The sequence below is a fragment of the Streptococcus caprae genome, from assembly GCF_042649745.1.
In the GTDB taxonomy this organism is placed as follows: Bacteria; Bacillota; Bacilli; order Lactobacillales; family Streptococcaceae; genus Streptococcus; species Streptococcus caprae.
In genome coordinates this window covers 95,697-110,740 of the sequence record NZ_JBHRZV010000002.1, presented here as the reverse complement: position 1 = coordinate 110,740, position 15,044 = coordinate 95,697, and the positions used below count along the sequence as shown (strand labels likewise).

General features: G+C 44.9%; 14 protein-coding genes and 1 riboswitch. Of the genes, 10 read left to right on the top strand and 4 right to left on the bottom strand.

Annotation, left to right across the window (positions count from 1 at the left end):
• Nucleotides 1-186 precede the first annotated feature (186 nt).
• The 5 genes from ACFORF_RS00660 (at nucleotide 187) to ACFORF_RS00640 (ending at nucleotide 4,427) form a co-directional block, all read left to right on the top strand.
• Nucleotides 187-1,194 (top strand): glycosyltransferase family 2 protein, encoded by a 1,008-nt coding sequence (locus ACFORF_RS00660; protein ID WP_380424325.1) that lies wholly within the window; start codon nucleotides 187-189, stop codon nucleotides 1,192-1,194.
• A 383-nt stretch (nucleotides 1,195-1,577) separates the two neighbouring features.
• Nucleotides 1,578-1,709, top strand: a riboswitch (FMN riboswitch).
• Between the two features lie 123 nt (nucleotides 1,710-1,832).
• Entirely contained in the window at nucleotides 1,833-2,396 is a 564-nt protein-coding gene (locus ACFORF_RS00655) for an ECF transporter S component (protein WP_380424323.1), read from the top strand.
• On the top strand, nucleotides 2,393-3,046 hold the full coding sequence (locus ACFORF_RS00650) for a phosphatase PAP2 family protein (RefSeq protein ID WP_380424321.1): 654 nt from the start codon (nucleotides 2,393-2,395) through the stop codon (nucleotides 3,044-3,046). Before ACFORF_RS00655 ends, ACFORF_RS00650 begins: the two co-directional genes overlap by 4 nt.
• A gap of 179 nt (nucleotides 3,047-3,225) precedes the next feature.
• Nucleotides 3,226-3,879 carry a YdcF family protein gene (locus tag ACFORF_RS00645; RefSeq protein ID WP_380424319.1) on the top strand — a complete coding sequence of 218 codons (654 nt, stop codon included), beginning with the start codon at nucleotides 3,226-3,228 and terminating at the stop codon, nucleotides 3,877-3,879.
• Entirely contained in the window at nucleotides 3,876-4,427 is a 552-nt protein-coding gene (locus ACFORF_RS00640; RefSeq protein WP_380424317.1) for a tRNA (mnm(5)s(2)U34)-methyltransferase, read from the top strand. The genes ACFORF_RS00645 and ACFORF_RS00640 overlap by 4 nt, the downstream gene beginning before the upstream one ends.
• Nucleotides 4,428-4,584: 157 nt before the next feature.
• Here the strand turns inward: ACFORF_RS00640 and ACFORF_RS00635 are convergent, their stop codons facing one another.
• The gene (locus ACFORF_RS00635; protein WP_380424315.1) at nucleotides 4,585-5,367 is read right to left on the bottom strand and encodes an ABC transporter ATP-binding protein; all 783 of its coding nucleotides are present in this window, start codon (nucleotides 5,365-5,367) and stop codon (nucleotides 4,585-4,587) included.
• 138 nt (nucleotides 5,368-5,505) lie between these two features.
• On the opposite strand from ACFORF_RS00635, the gene ACFORF_RS00630 reads away from it, so the two are divergent.
• The 4 genes from ACFORF_RS00630 (at nucleotide 5,506) to ACFORF_RS00615 (ending at nucleotide 9,647) form a co-directional block, all read left to right on the top strand.
• The gene (locus ACFORF_RS00630) at nucleotides 5,506-6,840 is read left to right on the top strand and encodes a hemolysin family protein (protein ID WP_380424313.1); all 1,335 of its coding nucleotides are present in this window, start codon (nucleotides 5,506-5,508) and stop codon (nucleotides 6,838-6,840) included.
• A gap of 364 nt (nucleotides 6,841-7,204) precedes the next feature.
• Nucleotides 7,205-7,996 carry a pyruvate formate-lyase-activating protein gene (pflA, locus tag ACFORF_RS00625; protein WP_380424311.1) on the top strand — a complete coding sequence of 264 codons (792 nt, stop codon included), beginning with the start codon at nucleotides 7,205-7,207 and terminating at the stop codon, nucleotides 7,994-7,996.
• Nucleotides 7,997-8,067: 71 nt separating this feature from the next.
• A complete protein-coding gene (locus tag ACFORF_RS00620; protein ID WP_380424309.1) occupies nucleotides 8,068-8,844 on the top strand; it encodes a hypothetical protein in 777 nt (258 codons plus the stop codon).
• Nucleotides 8,832-9,647 carry a hypothetical protein gene (locus ACFORF_RS00615; protein ID WP_380424307.1) on the top strand — a complete coding sequence of 272 codons (816 nt, stop codon included), beginning with the start codon at nucleotides 8,832-8,834 and terminating at the stop codon, nucleotides 9,645-9,647. Before ACFORF_RS00620 ends, ACFORF_RS00615 begins: the two co-directional genes overlap by 13 nt.
• 43 nt (nucleotides 9,648-9,690) lie before the next feature.
• On the opposite strand, the gene ACFORF_RS00610 is transcribed toward ACFORF_RS00615, so the two are convergent.
• Nucleotides 9,691-11,388, bottom strand: a complete 1,698-nt coding sequence (locus ACFORF_RS00610) for a M3 family oligoendopeptidase (RefSeq protein WP_380424305.1) — start codon at nucleotides 11,386-11,388, stop codon at nucleotides 9,691-9,693.
• Nucleotides 11,389-11,611: 223 nt separating this feature from the next.
• Here ACFORF_RS00610 and ACFORF_RS00605 point away from each other — a divergent pair, with 223 nt between their 5' ends.
• Nucleotides 11,612-12,547 carry a manganese-dependent inorganic pyrophosphatase gene (locus ACFORF_RS00605; protein ID WP_380424303.1) on the top strand — a complete coding sequence of 312 codons (936 nt, stop codon included), beginning with the start codon at nucleotides 11,612-11,614 and terminating at the stop codon, nucleotides 12,545-12,547.
• 300 nt (nucleotides 12,548-12,847) lie between these two features.
• Here the strand turns inward: ACFORF_RS00605 and ACFORF_RS00600 are convergent, their stop codons facing one another.
• A complete protein-coding gene (locus ACFORF_RS00600) occupies nucleotides 12,848-13,855 on the bottom strand; it encodes a FecCD family ABC transporter permease (protein ID WP_380424301.1) in 1,008 nt (335 codons plus the stop codon).
• Nucleotides 13,852-14,847 carry a FecCD family ABC transporter permease gene (locus ACFORF_RS00595; protein ID WP_380424299.1) on the bottom strand — a complete coding sequence of 332 codons (996 nt, stop codon included), beginning with the start codon at nucleotides 14,845-14,847 and terminating at the stop codon, nucleotides 13,852-13,854. Before ACFORF_RS00595 ends, ACFORF_RS00600 begins: the two co-directional genes overlap by 4 nt.
• Nucleotides 14,848-15,044 lie beyond the last annotated feature (197 nt).

Below are 15,044 nucleotides of genomic sequence, written 5' to 3'. Positions count from 1 at the left end.
TCTACTGATTTCGGACTTCTTTTGGACATATGAAAACTCCCTCTATAGTTTCTAGTGAATTTTTGTTTTTTCACTGTCCACTATAGGGGGAGTATATCACCTTGCCATTTTTGGGGTTTTTGGTAAAATAGGAAGAACAAGATTCGATAAAAACTGATTGCTATCAGGAAAATAGAGGAAAGTATTGTGACCTTATTAACTGTTGCTATTCCTAGCTATAATGCTAGCGAGTACTTACATTATTGTGTAGAGTCCCTGGCTCTGGCTGGTGATCAGCTGGAGATTCTCATCATCAATGACGGTTCGGCCGACAAGACCCAGGAGATTGCGGAGAGCCTGCAAGCCAAGTACCCTGGAATTGTCCGAGCTATTTATCAGGATAATATGGGCCATGGCGGAGCGGTTAATACTGGCATGCGTGAAGCTAAGGGGACCTATTTCAAGGTGGTCGACAGTGATGACTGGGTCGACACACGAGCCCTGTTGAAAATCCTTGAAACATTGGAAAGTTTTGTTGAACCAGTTGATGCCTTTATTACTAACTTCGTCTATGAAAAAGAAGGCAAGTCTCGTAAGGCCGTTATGCGCTACGATGAGATTTTGCCGGAAGACCGGATTTTTACCTGGGATGAGGTAGGAAGTTTTGGGAAGGGGCAGTACATGATGATGCACTCCCTCATCTATCGGACCCAACTTCTCAAGGACATTGCCTTGGAATTGCCGACTCATACCTTTTATGTTGACAATATCTTTGTCTTTGAACCGCTCAAGTATGTACAGACCATGTACTATTTGCCAGTTGATTTCTACCGTTATTTGATTGGCCGTGAGGAGCAGTCTGTCAATGAGACGGTTATGATTTCACGGATTGATCAGCAGATTAAGGTCAATAAGATTTTGATTGATAGTTTTGATATGGATGCCATTGCTAATGAACGGTGCAGAGATTATCTTCTCAACCATGTTGAAATTACAACGATTATTTCTAGTGCCTTGCTTAACCGAGCTGGTCAAGCGGAGCACATTGCCAAGAAAAAGGAATTGTGGGAATACCTCAAAACCCATAATCCTGAACTCTACAAAAAGGTTCGCCGTGGGATGTTGGGTCAAATCATCAACCTTTATGGTTATCCAGGCCGCAAGGTCTCCAATGCCGCCTACCGCATTGCCCGCAGGATTTATGGATTTAACTAATCATACTTTCAAGAGATGTTCATGATGGGCATCTCTTTTGTCATGTGAAAACACCGACTCAGATGAATCGGTGCTCTCAGGAGATTTATGAAATCATATGCCAGCCCTTTGTGCTTTAGCACTTAGGGATGACGATACTGCCTTGGCAGTAAAAAGTTTTAGGATGCTTATAGTATATCTAGCATAGCTTAAAGAAAACCAAATAGAACCTAAAAGATTCCTGAACCTGAAGTTCTAACTTGAGAGGCCAAAATTTTTTACCACGAATTCAATGCCTTACTATTAAAGTTGCGATAAAATATTGTTTTTAATTAAGCAAATCCTAAGCTTTTCCTGCTAGACTATAAATGTCTTGCATAAAGCCCCTGTTTCTGTTAAGATAGAAATGTCTTCAGGGCAGGGTGAAATTCCCGACCGGCGGTGTGAAGCAGTTAAGCTGTTTTAAGTCCGCGAGCGCAAGCTGATGTGGTGAGATTCCACAACCGACAGTAAAGTCTGGATGGGAGAAGACGAAGGGTAGTACAACCCAATGGAAACCGAGGCTTTTTGTCGTACCACAGGCAGAAAACTTGGACTTTCTTTGGTGTGTCATATTCTTTGGGACTTCTTTCAATTTGGAAAAATTGGAGGAATTTTTTATGTTAAAGACAAGAAAAATGGTCTTTATTGCAATTTTGGGAGCACTGTCTTTTGTGCTCATGCTACTCAACTTCCCGCTTTTGCCGGGAGCTGATTTTCTTAAGCTGGATTTCTCAATCCTGCCCATGCTGATTGGCCTGGTGCTCTTTGATTTGAAGTCCGCTTATGGTGTCTTGGTCCTTAGGACCTTACTCAAACTGTTGTTGGACAATGGCGGAGCTGGAACCATGATTGGTTTGCCTATGAATGTCATTGCCTTGGCACTTTTCCTGGCAGCCTTTGCTCTGCTATGGAAAAAGACCCCAACCCGCAAGAATTTTATTTTAGCAAGTGTCGCTGGAACGGTTCTTTTGACCCTTGCAATGTTAGTTTTAAACCTTGTTTATGCCGTGCCAATGTATGCACAGTTTGCGAACTTTGATATTGGAAAATTTATCGGTCTTGGTAACTACCTTTGGGGCATGGTCCTGCCTTTCAACCTCATTGAAGGAGCAGTATTTGCCTTGGTATTTGGAATTGTCTACTTACCTTGCCGACCGATTTTAGAAAAATATACGATATGAAAAATAAACAAACACACTTTACAATAGCTTCCTTTGCCTGTCTGATTTTCGTCATGCTGGGCTATGTCATCAAGTTCTACCCTGAGACGGTGGCTAGCTTTGACATGACGATTCAATCAGCCATGCGGGGGGACCTGCCAGCTGGATTGACAACCTTTTTTAGCACGATTACAGTAATTGGAAATACCCTTACCCAAGTTATCTTGGTAGTGGTGGCCTTCCTTGCTCTTTACTTTTGGAAACAGTGGAAGGCAGAAGGGGGCTTTGTCGCCGTGAGTGGTATCGCGGCTGCCTGTTTTATCCTGACCTTCAAGTATATCTATAGACGGGATCGTCCGAGCATCACGCACTTAGTTGAGGCTCATGGCTATTCTTTCCCAAGTGGGCATTCCATGGGGACTATGCTGATTATTGGGAGTCTGATTGTCATCGTGCACCAGCGCATGAAGGCTGGTCTGGCGCGGACCTTCTGTGAGCTTTTGTTGGCGTGTTTGATTGGCCTAATTGGTCTATCACGGATTTATCTAGGTGTCCATTATCCGACGGATGTGATCGCAGGATTTACTCTTGGTTTTGGAGTATTGCACTTGATTTATCCCTTTTACGACCAAAAACGCTTTGAACTCCGTTTCCAAGGCAAGCAAAAATAAACGATAGCCTGTTAGTTTTGATAGCTTGCAGGCCCTTTTTTTGATAGAATGGGATGTATTGTAGCACTTACCCAAAGTCAAGATATATGAGATAGGTTGATGTAGAGATAGAACGTTGGGAAAACAATGATAACGTAGAATTTTGATTTTGAAAGAGTATAAGAAAGAGAGAATATGTTATGAAACCCATTATCCCAAAAACACCAGAAGTGCCTGAATTGTCAACAGAGGAAATTGCTTTTTTGACGGAGGTGACCTTTGGTAAAGCCATTCCTCCGAAGTCCTGTGATGCCTTGTTTATCTTTAGCGGGACCCATCCGGGCCACTGGGAAAAGGCGATTGAAGCCTACCAAAGGGGGTTGGTCAAGCGTATTATCGTGACAGGTGGCCGGAGTTTGACAGGAACACCGCACGAAGACTGGAACCTTGAGAATCCGTCTGAAGCAGCAGTCATTATCAAACATCTTATTGATGCTGGTGTTCCAGAGGACATCATCGTCTCTGAGTACAAGTCTACCAATACCCTGGAAAATGTTCTCTTTGCCAAGGAAGTTTTTGACTTTACCAGCATTCAATCCTTGCTCTTTATCTGTAAGAGCCATGCGACAGGACGCCAGTGGCGCACGCTTGCAAAGCACCTACCCGACCACCTCTCCTACGTGGCTTATACCTTTGATGCCGTCTATCAAGGAACGCCACTGTCTCGCGATACTTGGATGAATACAGATATTGGCCGTTCAAGGGTCTGGGGAGAATACCTGCGAATCATCCACTACGGAAAAAAAGGAGATATTCTAGCCCTTGATTTGGGAGAGGAGGAAGATATCTTATGATTAAACGTCCTATTCATCTTTCCCACGAATTTTTAGAAGAAGTGCTAGATGGGGAGGCTATTGCGGTGGATGCCACCATGGGCAATGGCAATGACACAGCTTTTCTAGCGGGGCTCGCAAAGAAGGTCTATGCCTTTGATGTCCAGGAACAAGCGGTGCAGAAAACAACTGAACGACTGGCACAGTTCGGCTTGACTAATACAGAGTTGATTTTAGCAGGCCATGAAACGGTCGGCCAGTATGTTACAGAACCTGTTCGTGCAGCCATTTTTAATCTGGGCTATCTGCCAAGTACGGACAAGACTGTTATCACAAAGCCCGATACGACCCTGTCTGCCCTGTCCCAGTTGTGTGATTTACTGGAGGTGGGCGGACGAATCGCTATCATGATTTATTACGGACATGAGGGTGGCGATATGGAAAAAGATGCGGTACTGGGCTTCGTCAAAGAACTGGACCAGACGCTCTATACAGCCATGCTCTACCAGCCCCTCAACCAAATCAACACGCCGCCGTTTCTTGTGATGATAGAACGGATCAAGGGGTGAAATTATAGTCATTTGAATCAACCTTGATACATCGTTATTTTCGACTTGCCGTTCTCAAGTACTGCCTGCGTCTCAAAGCTCTTCATTCAATTATATAACAGCAAAACCGCCTAACTTCTGTTGGTTAACAGTTATGCTTGGCGGTTTTTGCTTGTTTTTACAAAATCGGTTTGATATAAATTCTGTCGTCTCCCAGGGGAATAACGTCGACTTGATTGTCGTAGAATTCGGAGAGGACAGGAACAGTGAGGACGTCTGCTTTAGGACCTTGGGCTATAATTTGTCCCTGCTTGAGCAGGAGAATGTGACTGATTTTTTCAGTGATTTCTTCAGCGTGGTGGGTCACATAGAGAACTAGGGGAGCGTGGGGGAGATCCGTGATACGGTCGACTTGGGATAGTAATTTTTCCCTGGCAAAGAGGTCAAGTCCAACGGTAGCCTCATCTAGGATAATAATGTCAGGTTCTTCCATGAGGCTACGGGCAATCAGAACCAACTGTTTTTCACCTTGGGAGAGGCTGTGGTAGGACCGTCCGAGTAGGTGCTCTCCTCCAAGGCTGACGAGCATGGTCCGGGCTTCGTTGAGTTCCTTGTCTCCATAGGCGGTGTAGAGAATGCTGGACTTATACTTACCCGTGAGGACGATTTGCTCTGCCTTCATGTATTTGGGTAGGCGTTCGGCAATAAAGGAACCTACAATTCCAATGCGCTTTCTCAGAGCTGAAATATCGCCTTGACCAAACTGGGTGCCCAAGACAGTGACCTGACCTGTACTTTGAAAATACTCTGCCATAATGAGTTTGAGCAGGCTGGTCTTACCAGAGCCATTGAGCCCTAGAATGGCCCAGGTCTGGCCCTTGTCAACAGTCCAGTTGATGTCTTTAAGGATAGCTTTGCTATTTTTCGTTAAGGAAACGTCGAGCATCGAAATCAGTGTCATAGGGACCTCCCGAGGAAATAATAACCCTATTATACCACAAGATGGGAGGAAAAATTTGGTCAAAGTGGCCCTAAGTATGCTATAATAGGACTACTATAGTCGAAAATCTGGCCTTGGTCCAGAGTATAAGGAGTAATCATGGAAGACCCTGGAAGTCAGAATTTGCTGGTGCAATTTGTTCTTTTGCTTGTTCTGACCCTCATCAATGCATTTTTCTCAGCCACAGAGATGGCTCTGGTTTCGCTCAACCGTTCTCGAGTGGAGCAGAAGGCTGAGGAGGGCGATAAGAAATACATCAGACTGTTAAAGGTTCTCGAAGACCCCAATAATTTCCTCTCGACCATTCAGGTGGGGATTACCCTCATCACCTTGGTTTCGGGTGCGAGTTTGTCGGCTTCTCTGGGAACGGTCATTGCAGGCTGGTTTGGAAACACAGCAACAGCTAGGACGATTGGGTCTGTTGGCGCCATGCTCTTTTTGACTTACATTTCTATCGTTTTAGGGGAACTGTATCCCAAGCGGATTGCCATGAATCTCAAGGAAAATCTGGCAGTGGTGACGGCACCAATTATCGTGGTGCTTGGGAAACTCGTGAGTCCCTTTGTCTGGTTGCTGTCAGCTTCTACTAATCTTCTTAGCCGCATTACGCCGATGAATTTTGACGATGCGGACGAGCAGATGACGCGGGACGAAATTGAGTACATTCTAACCAAGAGTGAGGCGGGACTGGACGCGGAAGAAATTGAGATGCTTCAAGGGGTTTTCTCCTTGGATGAAATGCTGGCGCGTGAGGTCATGGTACCTCGGACGGACGCCTTCATGGTGGACATTAATGATGATACAGAAGAGATTGTCAAGTCTATCCTCAAGGAAAATTATTCACGAATCCCAGTCTATGATGATGACAAGGATAAGGTCATCGGGGTCATTCATACCAAGAAATTGCTGACGGAGGCTTACGAAAAAGGCTTTGACCAGATTAATCTGCGCCGGATTTTGCAAGAGCCGCTCTTTGTACCGGACACTATCTTTGTCGATGATCTGCTCAAGGAGCTCCGCAATTCTCAAAAACAAATGTCTATCCTTCGTGATGAATACGGTGGTGTGGCTGGTTTGGTAACTCTTGAGGACCTCTTGGAAGAAATCGTTGGGGAAATCGATGATGAGACGGACAAGGCTGAGCAGTATGTCCGAGAAATCGCCCCAAATACTTACATCGTGCTTGGTTCGATGACCATCAATGAGTTTAACGACTACTTCGAGTTGGAATTGGAAAACGATGATGTCGATACCATGGCCGGTTACTATTTGGCGGCAATCGGATCCATCCCTAGCCAAGAGGAAAAGGAAATTTTTGCTGTTGATTCCAAGGATAAGCATATTGAGATAGTCAATGATAAGGTCAAGGATGGTCGGATTATCAAACTTAAGGTGACCATGCAGGACCTTGAGCCGACAGAAGATGAAAACTAACCTATAACACATGAGTTAAAAGGCTGGGACAAAAGTCCTAGTCTTATCTTGTTATTGTCGTCAAATAAGCGAGACGCAGTGGTTGAGTGGTTTCTAATTCGCTGATTACATCAGCTTTTATAACCCTACTCAACTGTGCGGAGGTGTGACAACAAAATCGAACTCTAGGAGTTACCGATTTTTGTCTCACTCTCTTTTTTGTCTTATAACAGGTTTTTTCAGAAATTGATTTACAATCTTCTATTCATGTGAAAAAATGGTATAATAAACTTATAAAACGCTTGCAAGATGGCGTTGAATTCAAGAAAGGACGACCTTGAGGAACATAAAAAACATGAGGTTTCTTAGGGGATGGACCAAGAAGATGACAGAGATTGATTATAGTCAAGTAACCGGAATGGTGCACTCTACGGAAAGTTTTGGAACAGTTGATGGACCTGGAATCCGTTTTATTATCTTTTTGCAGGGTTGCAAGCTCCGCTGTCAATATTGCCATAACCCTGATACCTGGGAAATGGAAACCAATAATTCTAGGGTAAGGACCGTGGCAGATGTCTTGCGAGAAGCCATGCAATACCGCCATTTCTGGGGAGCAAACGGAGGAATTACGGTTTCAGGTGGTGAAGCTATGCTCCAGCTGGAGTTTATTACAGCCCTCTTTATCGAGGCTAAAAAGCATGGCATCCATACGACCTTGGATACCTGCGGCTTTGCCTATCGTCCAACGCCTGAATACCAGGAAAAATTAGATGTGTTATTGGCCGTTACGGATTTGATTTTGCTGGATTTGAAGGAAATTGATCCTGACCAGCATAAGTTTGTCACGCGCCAGTCCAACAAAAACATCTTGCTCTTTGCCCAGTATCTGTCAGATAAGGGAATTCCAATCTGGGTCCGCCACGTTCTTGTGCCTGGCCTGACTGATATTGACGAGCACTTGATTGAACTAGGGAAATTTGTTGAGGGGCTGAAAAATGTCGACAAGTTTGAAATTCTCCCCTACCATACCATGGGAGAATTCAAGTGGCGTGAGTTGGGCATTCCTTATACCCTTGAGGGGGTTAAGCCACCGACAGCCGAACGTGTTCAAAATGCCAAAACCCTCATGCATACAGAGTCTTATCAAGAGTACCGTAACCGTATCGGGGTCAAATAAAGAAATTTAAGCGAGTCTGCAAGGCTGTCTAAAGAGCAGTCCGCGCTCGCTTTTTTAGGAGAAAAAGGATTATGGCAAGGAAGAAAAAGAAAGATGATGAAGGGTTACTTGACCTTTCGATAGAGTTGCAGAGTGATAGTGAAGAGCGATTTGCTCGCTTTTCCCATTGGCAGAAACAGTATCGAAAATGGATTATCATTACCATGATAGCAGTGATTACAGTGGGTGTTGCATTCTTATCTCGTCAAGTACTCAGGTCCACAGTCACGATTGAGCCTAACACAGCTGACCCAACTAAACAGATTGCTCTTGCAGATGCAGAAAGTTCTGAGTTTACGTGGACCTATGAACAGATTGAACAATTTCTTGAAGAGGATGCCGACTTAAATCTGACTGAAATAATTGAAAAATATGGAAAACCTAATCAAGCTTCAACTTATGAGGAGACGCTTGTAATCAGTTATGATTCTAAGAAAAGACCAATTCCGAGTACTGTTTTCTTGTCTTTCGAGCAAGTCTCAGGGTCTAAAGATTACCATTTTAAGTGGCTTAATTATTCTTGGCTGACGTCACAAGACTATCCAGTTGATGACACTAGAGATTTTACGATGTCAAAGGCTGACTATGAGTCTTTAAGTGTCAATCAAATCTCTTATCAAGATGCTGTTGCTTTGCTAGGCCTCCCCCATCAAGCCTATCTATCTGGAGAATCAGAGCCTTTCGAGAGTAAGTCAGCTTTGCTTATTTATAAACAATCGGATACTGAAAAAGTGGAACTGACTTTCACTAAAAATCAAGAAGGAAACTTGATGTTGACTCATAAAGGAGAAAACGTATGGTCAAAATGAAAAAAGAGGAAGACCTTGGCACTCTTGTAGAGGAACTGGATAAAGACATTACGCAACGTTATGCCATCGAGGATGTAACGTCTAAGAAAAAGCGAATACAGTATGGTGTTATCTTGTTTGCTGTAGCTTTTTTGGTCGTAGGAAGTTTCTTGTTTTATTTTAAGTACCACCTTAATACGGTCCAAGAACAACATGCCACGCCATTAAAAATGGCTCTGAGTGATATGACCGTTGCTGAAGGAGAAAAAACAAAAGAGTGGACTTACGACCAGTTTATGAAGGTTCCATACAAGAACATCACGATTGATGAGTTTATTCAGACCTATGGAAAAGCCGATAATCTTTCTCAAACAAGAACATCTAGCTTGACGAGTCTTATTCTTGATTATACGTTTTATGATCAAAATCGGTTTGAATTTGTTAGTTTTCATTTTGATGAAACAGAGGAAGGCAACTATGTTTTGGTTATGAAGACTGCCAGTAACTTGTTGAAACAAAAATGTGCTAATCAAGGTAAATCCTCCCAGAAATCATGGACCAAAGAAGCCTATGACAAACTTTTGCTAACCAATGAGGAAACAAATGTAAAGGGAGAGCAGTTGGAGATCATCTTGAAGTCTTATGGGGAACCAGAGGGAGATTCGGTTGTTGTTTTTGAAGATGGATTCATGCTGGTTACATTGAATTATCTTAGCTACCAGGATGGAGAGATGCTTAACTTGATGTTTGAAAGCAGTGATGATGATAGTTTACGACTGTTGAATAAAGATAGTTTTGCTAGTCCAACAGTTAATAACGACTAAAGAGGCCCGTAAGGAGCCTCTTTAGTCACTAATTCATATAATATTACAATGCCTTATCGTCGATAGCATTAAACCAGTCTGCTGCTGCATTGACAGTTGCTTTAAGGGCACCTTCTTGGAAAGGTGACTTGAGGTTGGCAGCTTCAACGATTTGTAAGAAGCTCTTAGAGCCTCCTATATCGCAGATCCGGAGATAGTCTGTCCAAGCTGTTTCATCTTGGTCGATTTGTGTCCGTTTCCAGAATTGGAGGGCGCAGACCTGGGCTAAGGTATAATCGATATAGTAGAATGGGCTACTAAAGATGTGTCCTTGACAGAACCAGAACCCACCACGACTGAGGAAATCAGACTCTGAATAATCACGGTCTGGTAAGTAGATGGCCTCTAGGCGACTCCAAGTTGCCTTGCGTTCGGCTGGTGTCATGGTTGGATTCTCATAGACCTCATGCTGGAAGTGGTCGACCAAGACCCCGTACGGTAAGAAGAGTAAGGTTCCAGCCAAGTGAGAGTAGCGATATTTGTCCACTTGTTCCTTGAAGAAGTTTTCCATCCAAGGCCAGGTTAGGAATTCCATGGACATGGAGTGGATTTCACAGGATTCGTAGGTTGGCCAAATGCATTCTGGCGTTGGAATCCAGCGTGAACGGTAAACCTGGAAGGCGTGTCCCGCTTCGTGGGTCAGGACATCGATATCTCCGCTAGTGCCGTTGAAGTTGGAGAAGATGAAGGGGCTCTTGTAATCAGCGATATAGGTACAATAGCCTCCGCTATTTTTGTTGGGTTTAGCGACCAAGTCCAGCAAGTCATTGTCGACCATGAAGTCGAAGTATTCTCCTGTTTCAGGCGAGAGTTCACGGTACATCTTTTGAGCTTGAGACACGATGAAATCTGGGTCTCCCTGAGGCTTGGCATTGCCGTCCTTGAACTCAAGGCTGATATCGTAGTGGGTAATGGTGTCTACACCGATACGTTCTGCTTGATGTCTTCTCAGGTTAGTTACGATTGGCACAACATGCTTACGAATCTCATCGCGGTAGGTCTTGACCATGTCCCGATTGTAGTCAAAGCGGTTCATCATGGCATAACCGTATTCGACATAGTCCTTAAAACCAAGCGTATGGGCAATCTCAGTCCGTACCTTGACCAGTTCGTCGTAGATACGGTCAAACTCAGCTTCATTGCTTTCAAAGAAGGAAAGGGTAGTATTAGCAGCCTGACGACGGACCTCGCGATCAGTTTCTTGAGCAAAAGGTGCCATTTGAGCCAGATTATAGGTTTCCCCTTGGAACTCAATCTTAGCAGAAGCGATTAAGTTGTTGTACTGGTCAACCAAGTCATTTTCCTTTTGGAAGAGGGGGATGGCTTCAGACGAGAAGGTCTTGAGTTGGTTTTCTGCTTGGAGGAAGAAGGTCTCTGGGAGAAATTGGCTTAGTTCTTCACGGTAAGGACTATCGAGGACTGCCTTATAGTAAGTTGTTGACAGCTCTCCAAAGAGGGGGCTGTACTCATTCCAAAATTTGGTTTCTTGGTTGTAAAATTCGTCCGTCATATCGATTGAGTGGCGGATGGACCAGAGGGTTTGTTGGGTATCGATGGTCGTATTGATAGCCGTGATAGTCTTGACAATGTCAAGGGCAGCTGGGGCTGAGTCTGCTTGGGTCAGCTGTTCAGTCAGGTCAGTCAACTGTTCCTTGAGAGCAAAGTAGTCAGGGCGTGTATAAGTGTAGTCTGAAAAAGTCATAGGGTCTCCTTAAATCGTTTTCATCCATTCTACCTTTTTTCACAGAGTTTTTCAAACGTTGCATTAAACTTGTTACGTTGATAGATAAATTATTCTTGAGGCTTCTATAAGAGATTTCCACTATGTAAATTAACTCATTTTATTTTCATAGTTTGTAGCATTCCCAAGAATGGGACTTTATGATAAAATAAGATGATTATAATTGAAAAAGAGGTTTGTAAACATGTCAAAAATCTTAGTTTTTGGACACCAAAATCCAGATACAGACGCAACCGCTTCAGCCTACGGCTGGGCATACCTGGAGCGCACAGCTTGGGGACGCGACGCAGAAGCAGTCCTGCTTGGTGAGCCAAACGAAGAAACCCAATTCGCCCTTGATTATTTTGGTGTGACAGCACCGCGCGTGGTCACTTCAGCAGTAGCAGAAGGTGTGAGTCAAGTTATCTTGACTGACCACAATGAATTCCAACAGTCAATTGCAGACATCCATGACGTGGAAGTTTTGGCAGTCATCGACCACCACCGTGTGGCCAACTTTGAAACAGCCAACCCACTTTACATGCGCTTGGAGCCAGTTGGTTCTGCTAGCTCGATCGTCTACCGTGCCTCAAAAGAAGCTGGTGTGACCTTGCCACGTGAAGTTGCTGGTTTGCTCTTATCAGGTCTGATTTCAGACACGCTCTTGCTCAAATCCCCAACAACGCATGCTTCAGACCCACAAGTGGCTGCTGAGTTGGCTGAAATTGCAGGTGTTGACTTGGAAGAGTACGGTCTCAACTTGCTTAAGGCTGGAACAAACTTGGCCAGCAAGTCTGCAGAAGAATTGATCGACATCGACGCTAAAACCTTTGAACTCAACAGCAATCCTGTCCGTGTAGCGCAAGTCAATACTGTTGATATCGCTGAAGTCTTGGTGCGCCAAGCAGAAATTGAAGCAGCCATCACTGCAGCTATGACTGCCAATGGTTACTCAGACTTTGTCTTGATGATTACGGACATTCTTAACTCCAACTCTGAAATCCTTGCTCTCGGTAGCAACATGGACAAGGTGGAAGCAGCCTTTAACTTTACTCTGGAAAACAACCATGCCTTCTTGGCTGGTGCGGTTTCCCGTAAAAAACAAGTCGTGCCACAACTGACAGAAAGTTTTGGTGCATAAGCCCGTAGAGTGCTAATGCAAGACATTAAAAATCCCCTATCGTCACTGGCGATAGGGGATTTTTTTACTTACTCAAAATTTCATACTCTTCCAAAATCAAAATGTTATGTCCGTAGGTTTCCTTGCCTAACTCTCTTATGTCTACGTCAACCTGCCTTGTCTATTGAGATTTTGAGTGAGTATCAGTTCTATAATTTCTGTAGTGGGTTACGCCTCTGAGGAGATTATAGAGCTTTTTGAGTGTGCCTTGGAACTCAAAAGCGAAGTTCTACAAGGTTGAGCCTAATGAATGTCGCATGATTATTGTGCAACTCTGCTCATAAGATAGAGGAAGTAGGGAGCTCCGATACAGGAGACAATGAGTCCTGTCGGGATTCCGGTGCCGACAAGAAGGACCCGACCGATAGTATCAGCGATAAGGAGCAGTACCATTCCCAAAATCATACTGGCTGGCATGGTCAAGCGGTGGTCGCCTCCCAGCCATTTTCTAGCGATATGCCCTGTCACAAGGCCAACAAAGGTAATGTTTCCGACAAGTACCACGCTGATGGCAGCTAGAGCCGTTGCCAAACTCAGGGTAATCAGACGTTCCTTTTGCAGTTGGAGTCCGAGAGCCAGTGCGGTTTGTTCATTGAGGTTCATGATATTGAGCGAGCGGCTGCGACTGTAGGCCAGTCCCCATAGGATGATCAATAGTGGCGCAATCATCGTCAGGGTTGTCCAATCATCCCCGGAGACCTTGCCACTCAACCAAGAGACGATATAGTCGACCCGGTAACGATCGATATTACCCACGATAGAGACCATGGTCCCTGAAAGCATGGAACTAATCCCGACCCCCGTAATGATGAGGCGGATTGGACTGATGCCGTGGTTCTTTTTACGAGCTATGAGGTAGACAACCATGATGGTTAGAATTCCTCCCAGCATGGCGAAAAATGGCAGAGCTAGGATGACTGAGCGACTCTCCACAGACCAGTAGGAGATGACACAGGCGATAACCATTCCTGCACCAGCGTTGATGCCTAAAATTCCAGAATCTGCGAGAGGATTGCGGGTGAGGGTCTGAAGCAGTAGCCCTGCTAAGGCCAGCGAGGCACCACCCAGCAGGCAGGCCAAAATTCTCGGCAGACGGATGCGCGTGATAATCAGAACAGTTCCACTATTGGCCCGACCGATAAGGACTTCTATGACATCCCAAAGTGAAGACTTGCTGTAGCCAAAGGCCAGAGAACCGATGACGACAACAGCGAGAGCCAGGATGAGGCCTGTGAAAATCAGTTTAACATTGACTTGTTTACTGATCATAGACGCCCCCTTCTAATCAACCAGAGGAAACAAGGAAGTCCGACAATGCAAATTAGGGCATTGAGGGGTGTTTCATAGGGTGGATTTAGGGTTCGACAGACCAGGTCCACCCAAAGTAGAAAGGTTGCTCCAGCAAAGGCGGTCAGGGGTAAGATAAGCCTGTAATCTCGAGGGATAAACATCTTAACAAAGTGTGGGATAATCAAGCCGACAAAGGCTATGGAACCAATCAAGGCAACCGCAGATGCTGATAAAAGTAAGACGATGCCAAGCAAACTGATGGTCATGAAAAACGTCTTTTGCCCCAGGGCCTTAGATACCGTCTCGTTAAGGCTGAGAATAGTCAGTTGGTGGGCGAAGGCTTGAGCTGCCAGCATTCCAAGGAGGATAAAGGGAGCGATAAAGCGAATCATGGACCAGTTGGTCTGAACCAGTCCTCCAGCCTGCCAGCCGATGATGGCGCCAGATAGGTTGAAATAGATGGTCAGGGCCTGCCCGATAGCACTGAATAGGGTAGCCACCATGGAACCCGCTAAAATCAGGCGAAGTTGATTATAGCCCTTGCGTGGTTGATAGGCCAGACTAAAGACCAGAATGGTGGCAACAGCAGAACCGATGAAACAGATTGCAAGGATAGCTGAATAATGGAGGCTCTTGACAAAGGCATAGCTGATGATGAGGGCAAGTCCTGCCCCAGCATTGATACCCAGAAGTCCAGGGTCAGCGATGGGGTTTCGGGTTACGCCCTGCATGATTACGCCTGAGAGAGCCATGGCTGCCCCGACCAAAGCGGCTGCAACCATCCGAGGCAGACGGATATCGATAATGACATCTTGGTTGGCTGAATTGGTAAAGGGATGCTTAAGAACAGCCATCAGGTCAGCGTTGCTATAAGAAACTGCCCCAAAGCGTAGACTGAGGTACCAGCCTGATGCAAAGAGCAGTAGAATGATGAAAAAAACAGAAGCAGGGCCAAAAGTCCCTGGCTTCAAATGGTCTATAGTGTTTCTTACTAGACGCAGTGGTTGAGTGGACTCTATTGCGCTGATTTTATCAGCTTTTACAGCCCTACTCAACTTTGCGGAGGTGGAACGACAAAATCGAACTCTGCGAGTTAACGATTTTTGTTCCACTCTCTGTTTTTTCTGAGTCAAATGTTTGTCTAAAGGAGACATAGATTTTCCTCTCT

Excerpts from the sequence above, each read along its gene's own strand:
- ACFORF_RS00600 (WP_380424301.1), bottom strand. The coding sequence starts at position 13,855 with ATGATCAGTAAACAAGTCAATGTTAAACTGATTTTCACAGGCCTCATC.
- ACFORF_RS00605 (WP_380424303.1), top strand. The coding sequence starts at position 11,612 with ATGTCAAAAATCTTAGTTTTTGGACACCAAAATCCAGATACAGACGCA.
- ACFORF_RS00650 (WP_380424321.1), top strand. The coding sequence starts at position 2,393 with ATGAAAAATAAACAAACACACTTTACAATAGCTTCCTTTGCCTGTCTG.
- ACFORF_RS00620 (WP_380424309.1), top strand. The coding sequence starts at position 8,068 with ATGGCAAGGAAGAAAAAGAAAGATGATGAAGGGTTACTTGACCTTTCG.
- pflA (WP_380424311.1), top strand. The coding sequence starts at position 7,205 with ATGACAGAGATTGATTATAGTCAAGTAACCGGAATGGTGCACTCTACG.
- ACFORF_RS00610 (WP_380424305.1), bottom strand. The coding sequence starts at position 11,388 with ATGACTTTTTCAGACTACACTTATACACGCCCTGACTACTTTGCTCTC.
- ACFORF_RS00655 (WP_380424323.1), top strand. The coding sequence starts at position 1,833 with ATGTTAAAGACAAGAAAAATGGTCTTTATTGCAATTTTGGGAGCACTG.
- ACFORF_RS00615 (WP_380424307.1), top strand. The coding sequence starts at position 8,832 with ATGGTCAAAATGAAAAAAGAGGAAGACCTTGGCACTCTTGTAGAGGAA.
- ACFORF_RS00640 (WP_380424317.1), top strand. The coding sequence starts at position 3,876 with ATGATTAAACGTCCTATTCATCTTTCCCACGAATTTTTAGAAGAAGTG.
- ACFORF_RS00630 (WP_380424313.1), top strand. The coding sequence starts at position 5,506 with ATGGAAGACCCTGGAAGTCAGAATTTGCTGGTGCAATTTGTTCTTTTG.
- ACFORF_RS00635 (WP_380424315.1), bottom strand. The coding sequence starts at position 5,367 with ATGACACTGATTTCGATGCTCGACGTTTCCTTAACGAAAAATAGCAAA.
- ACFORF_RS00645 (WP_380424319.1), top strand. The coding sequence starts at position 3,226 with ATGAAACCCATTATCCCAAAAACACCAGAAGTGCCTGAATTGTCAACA.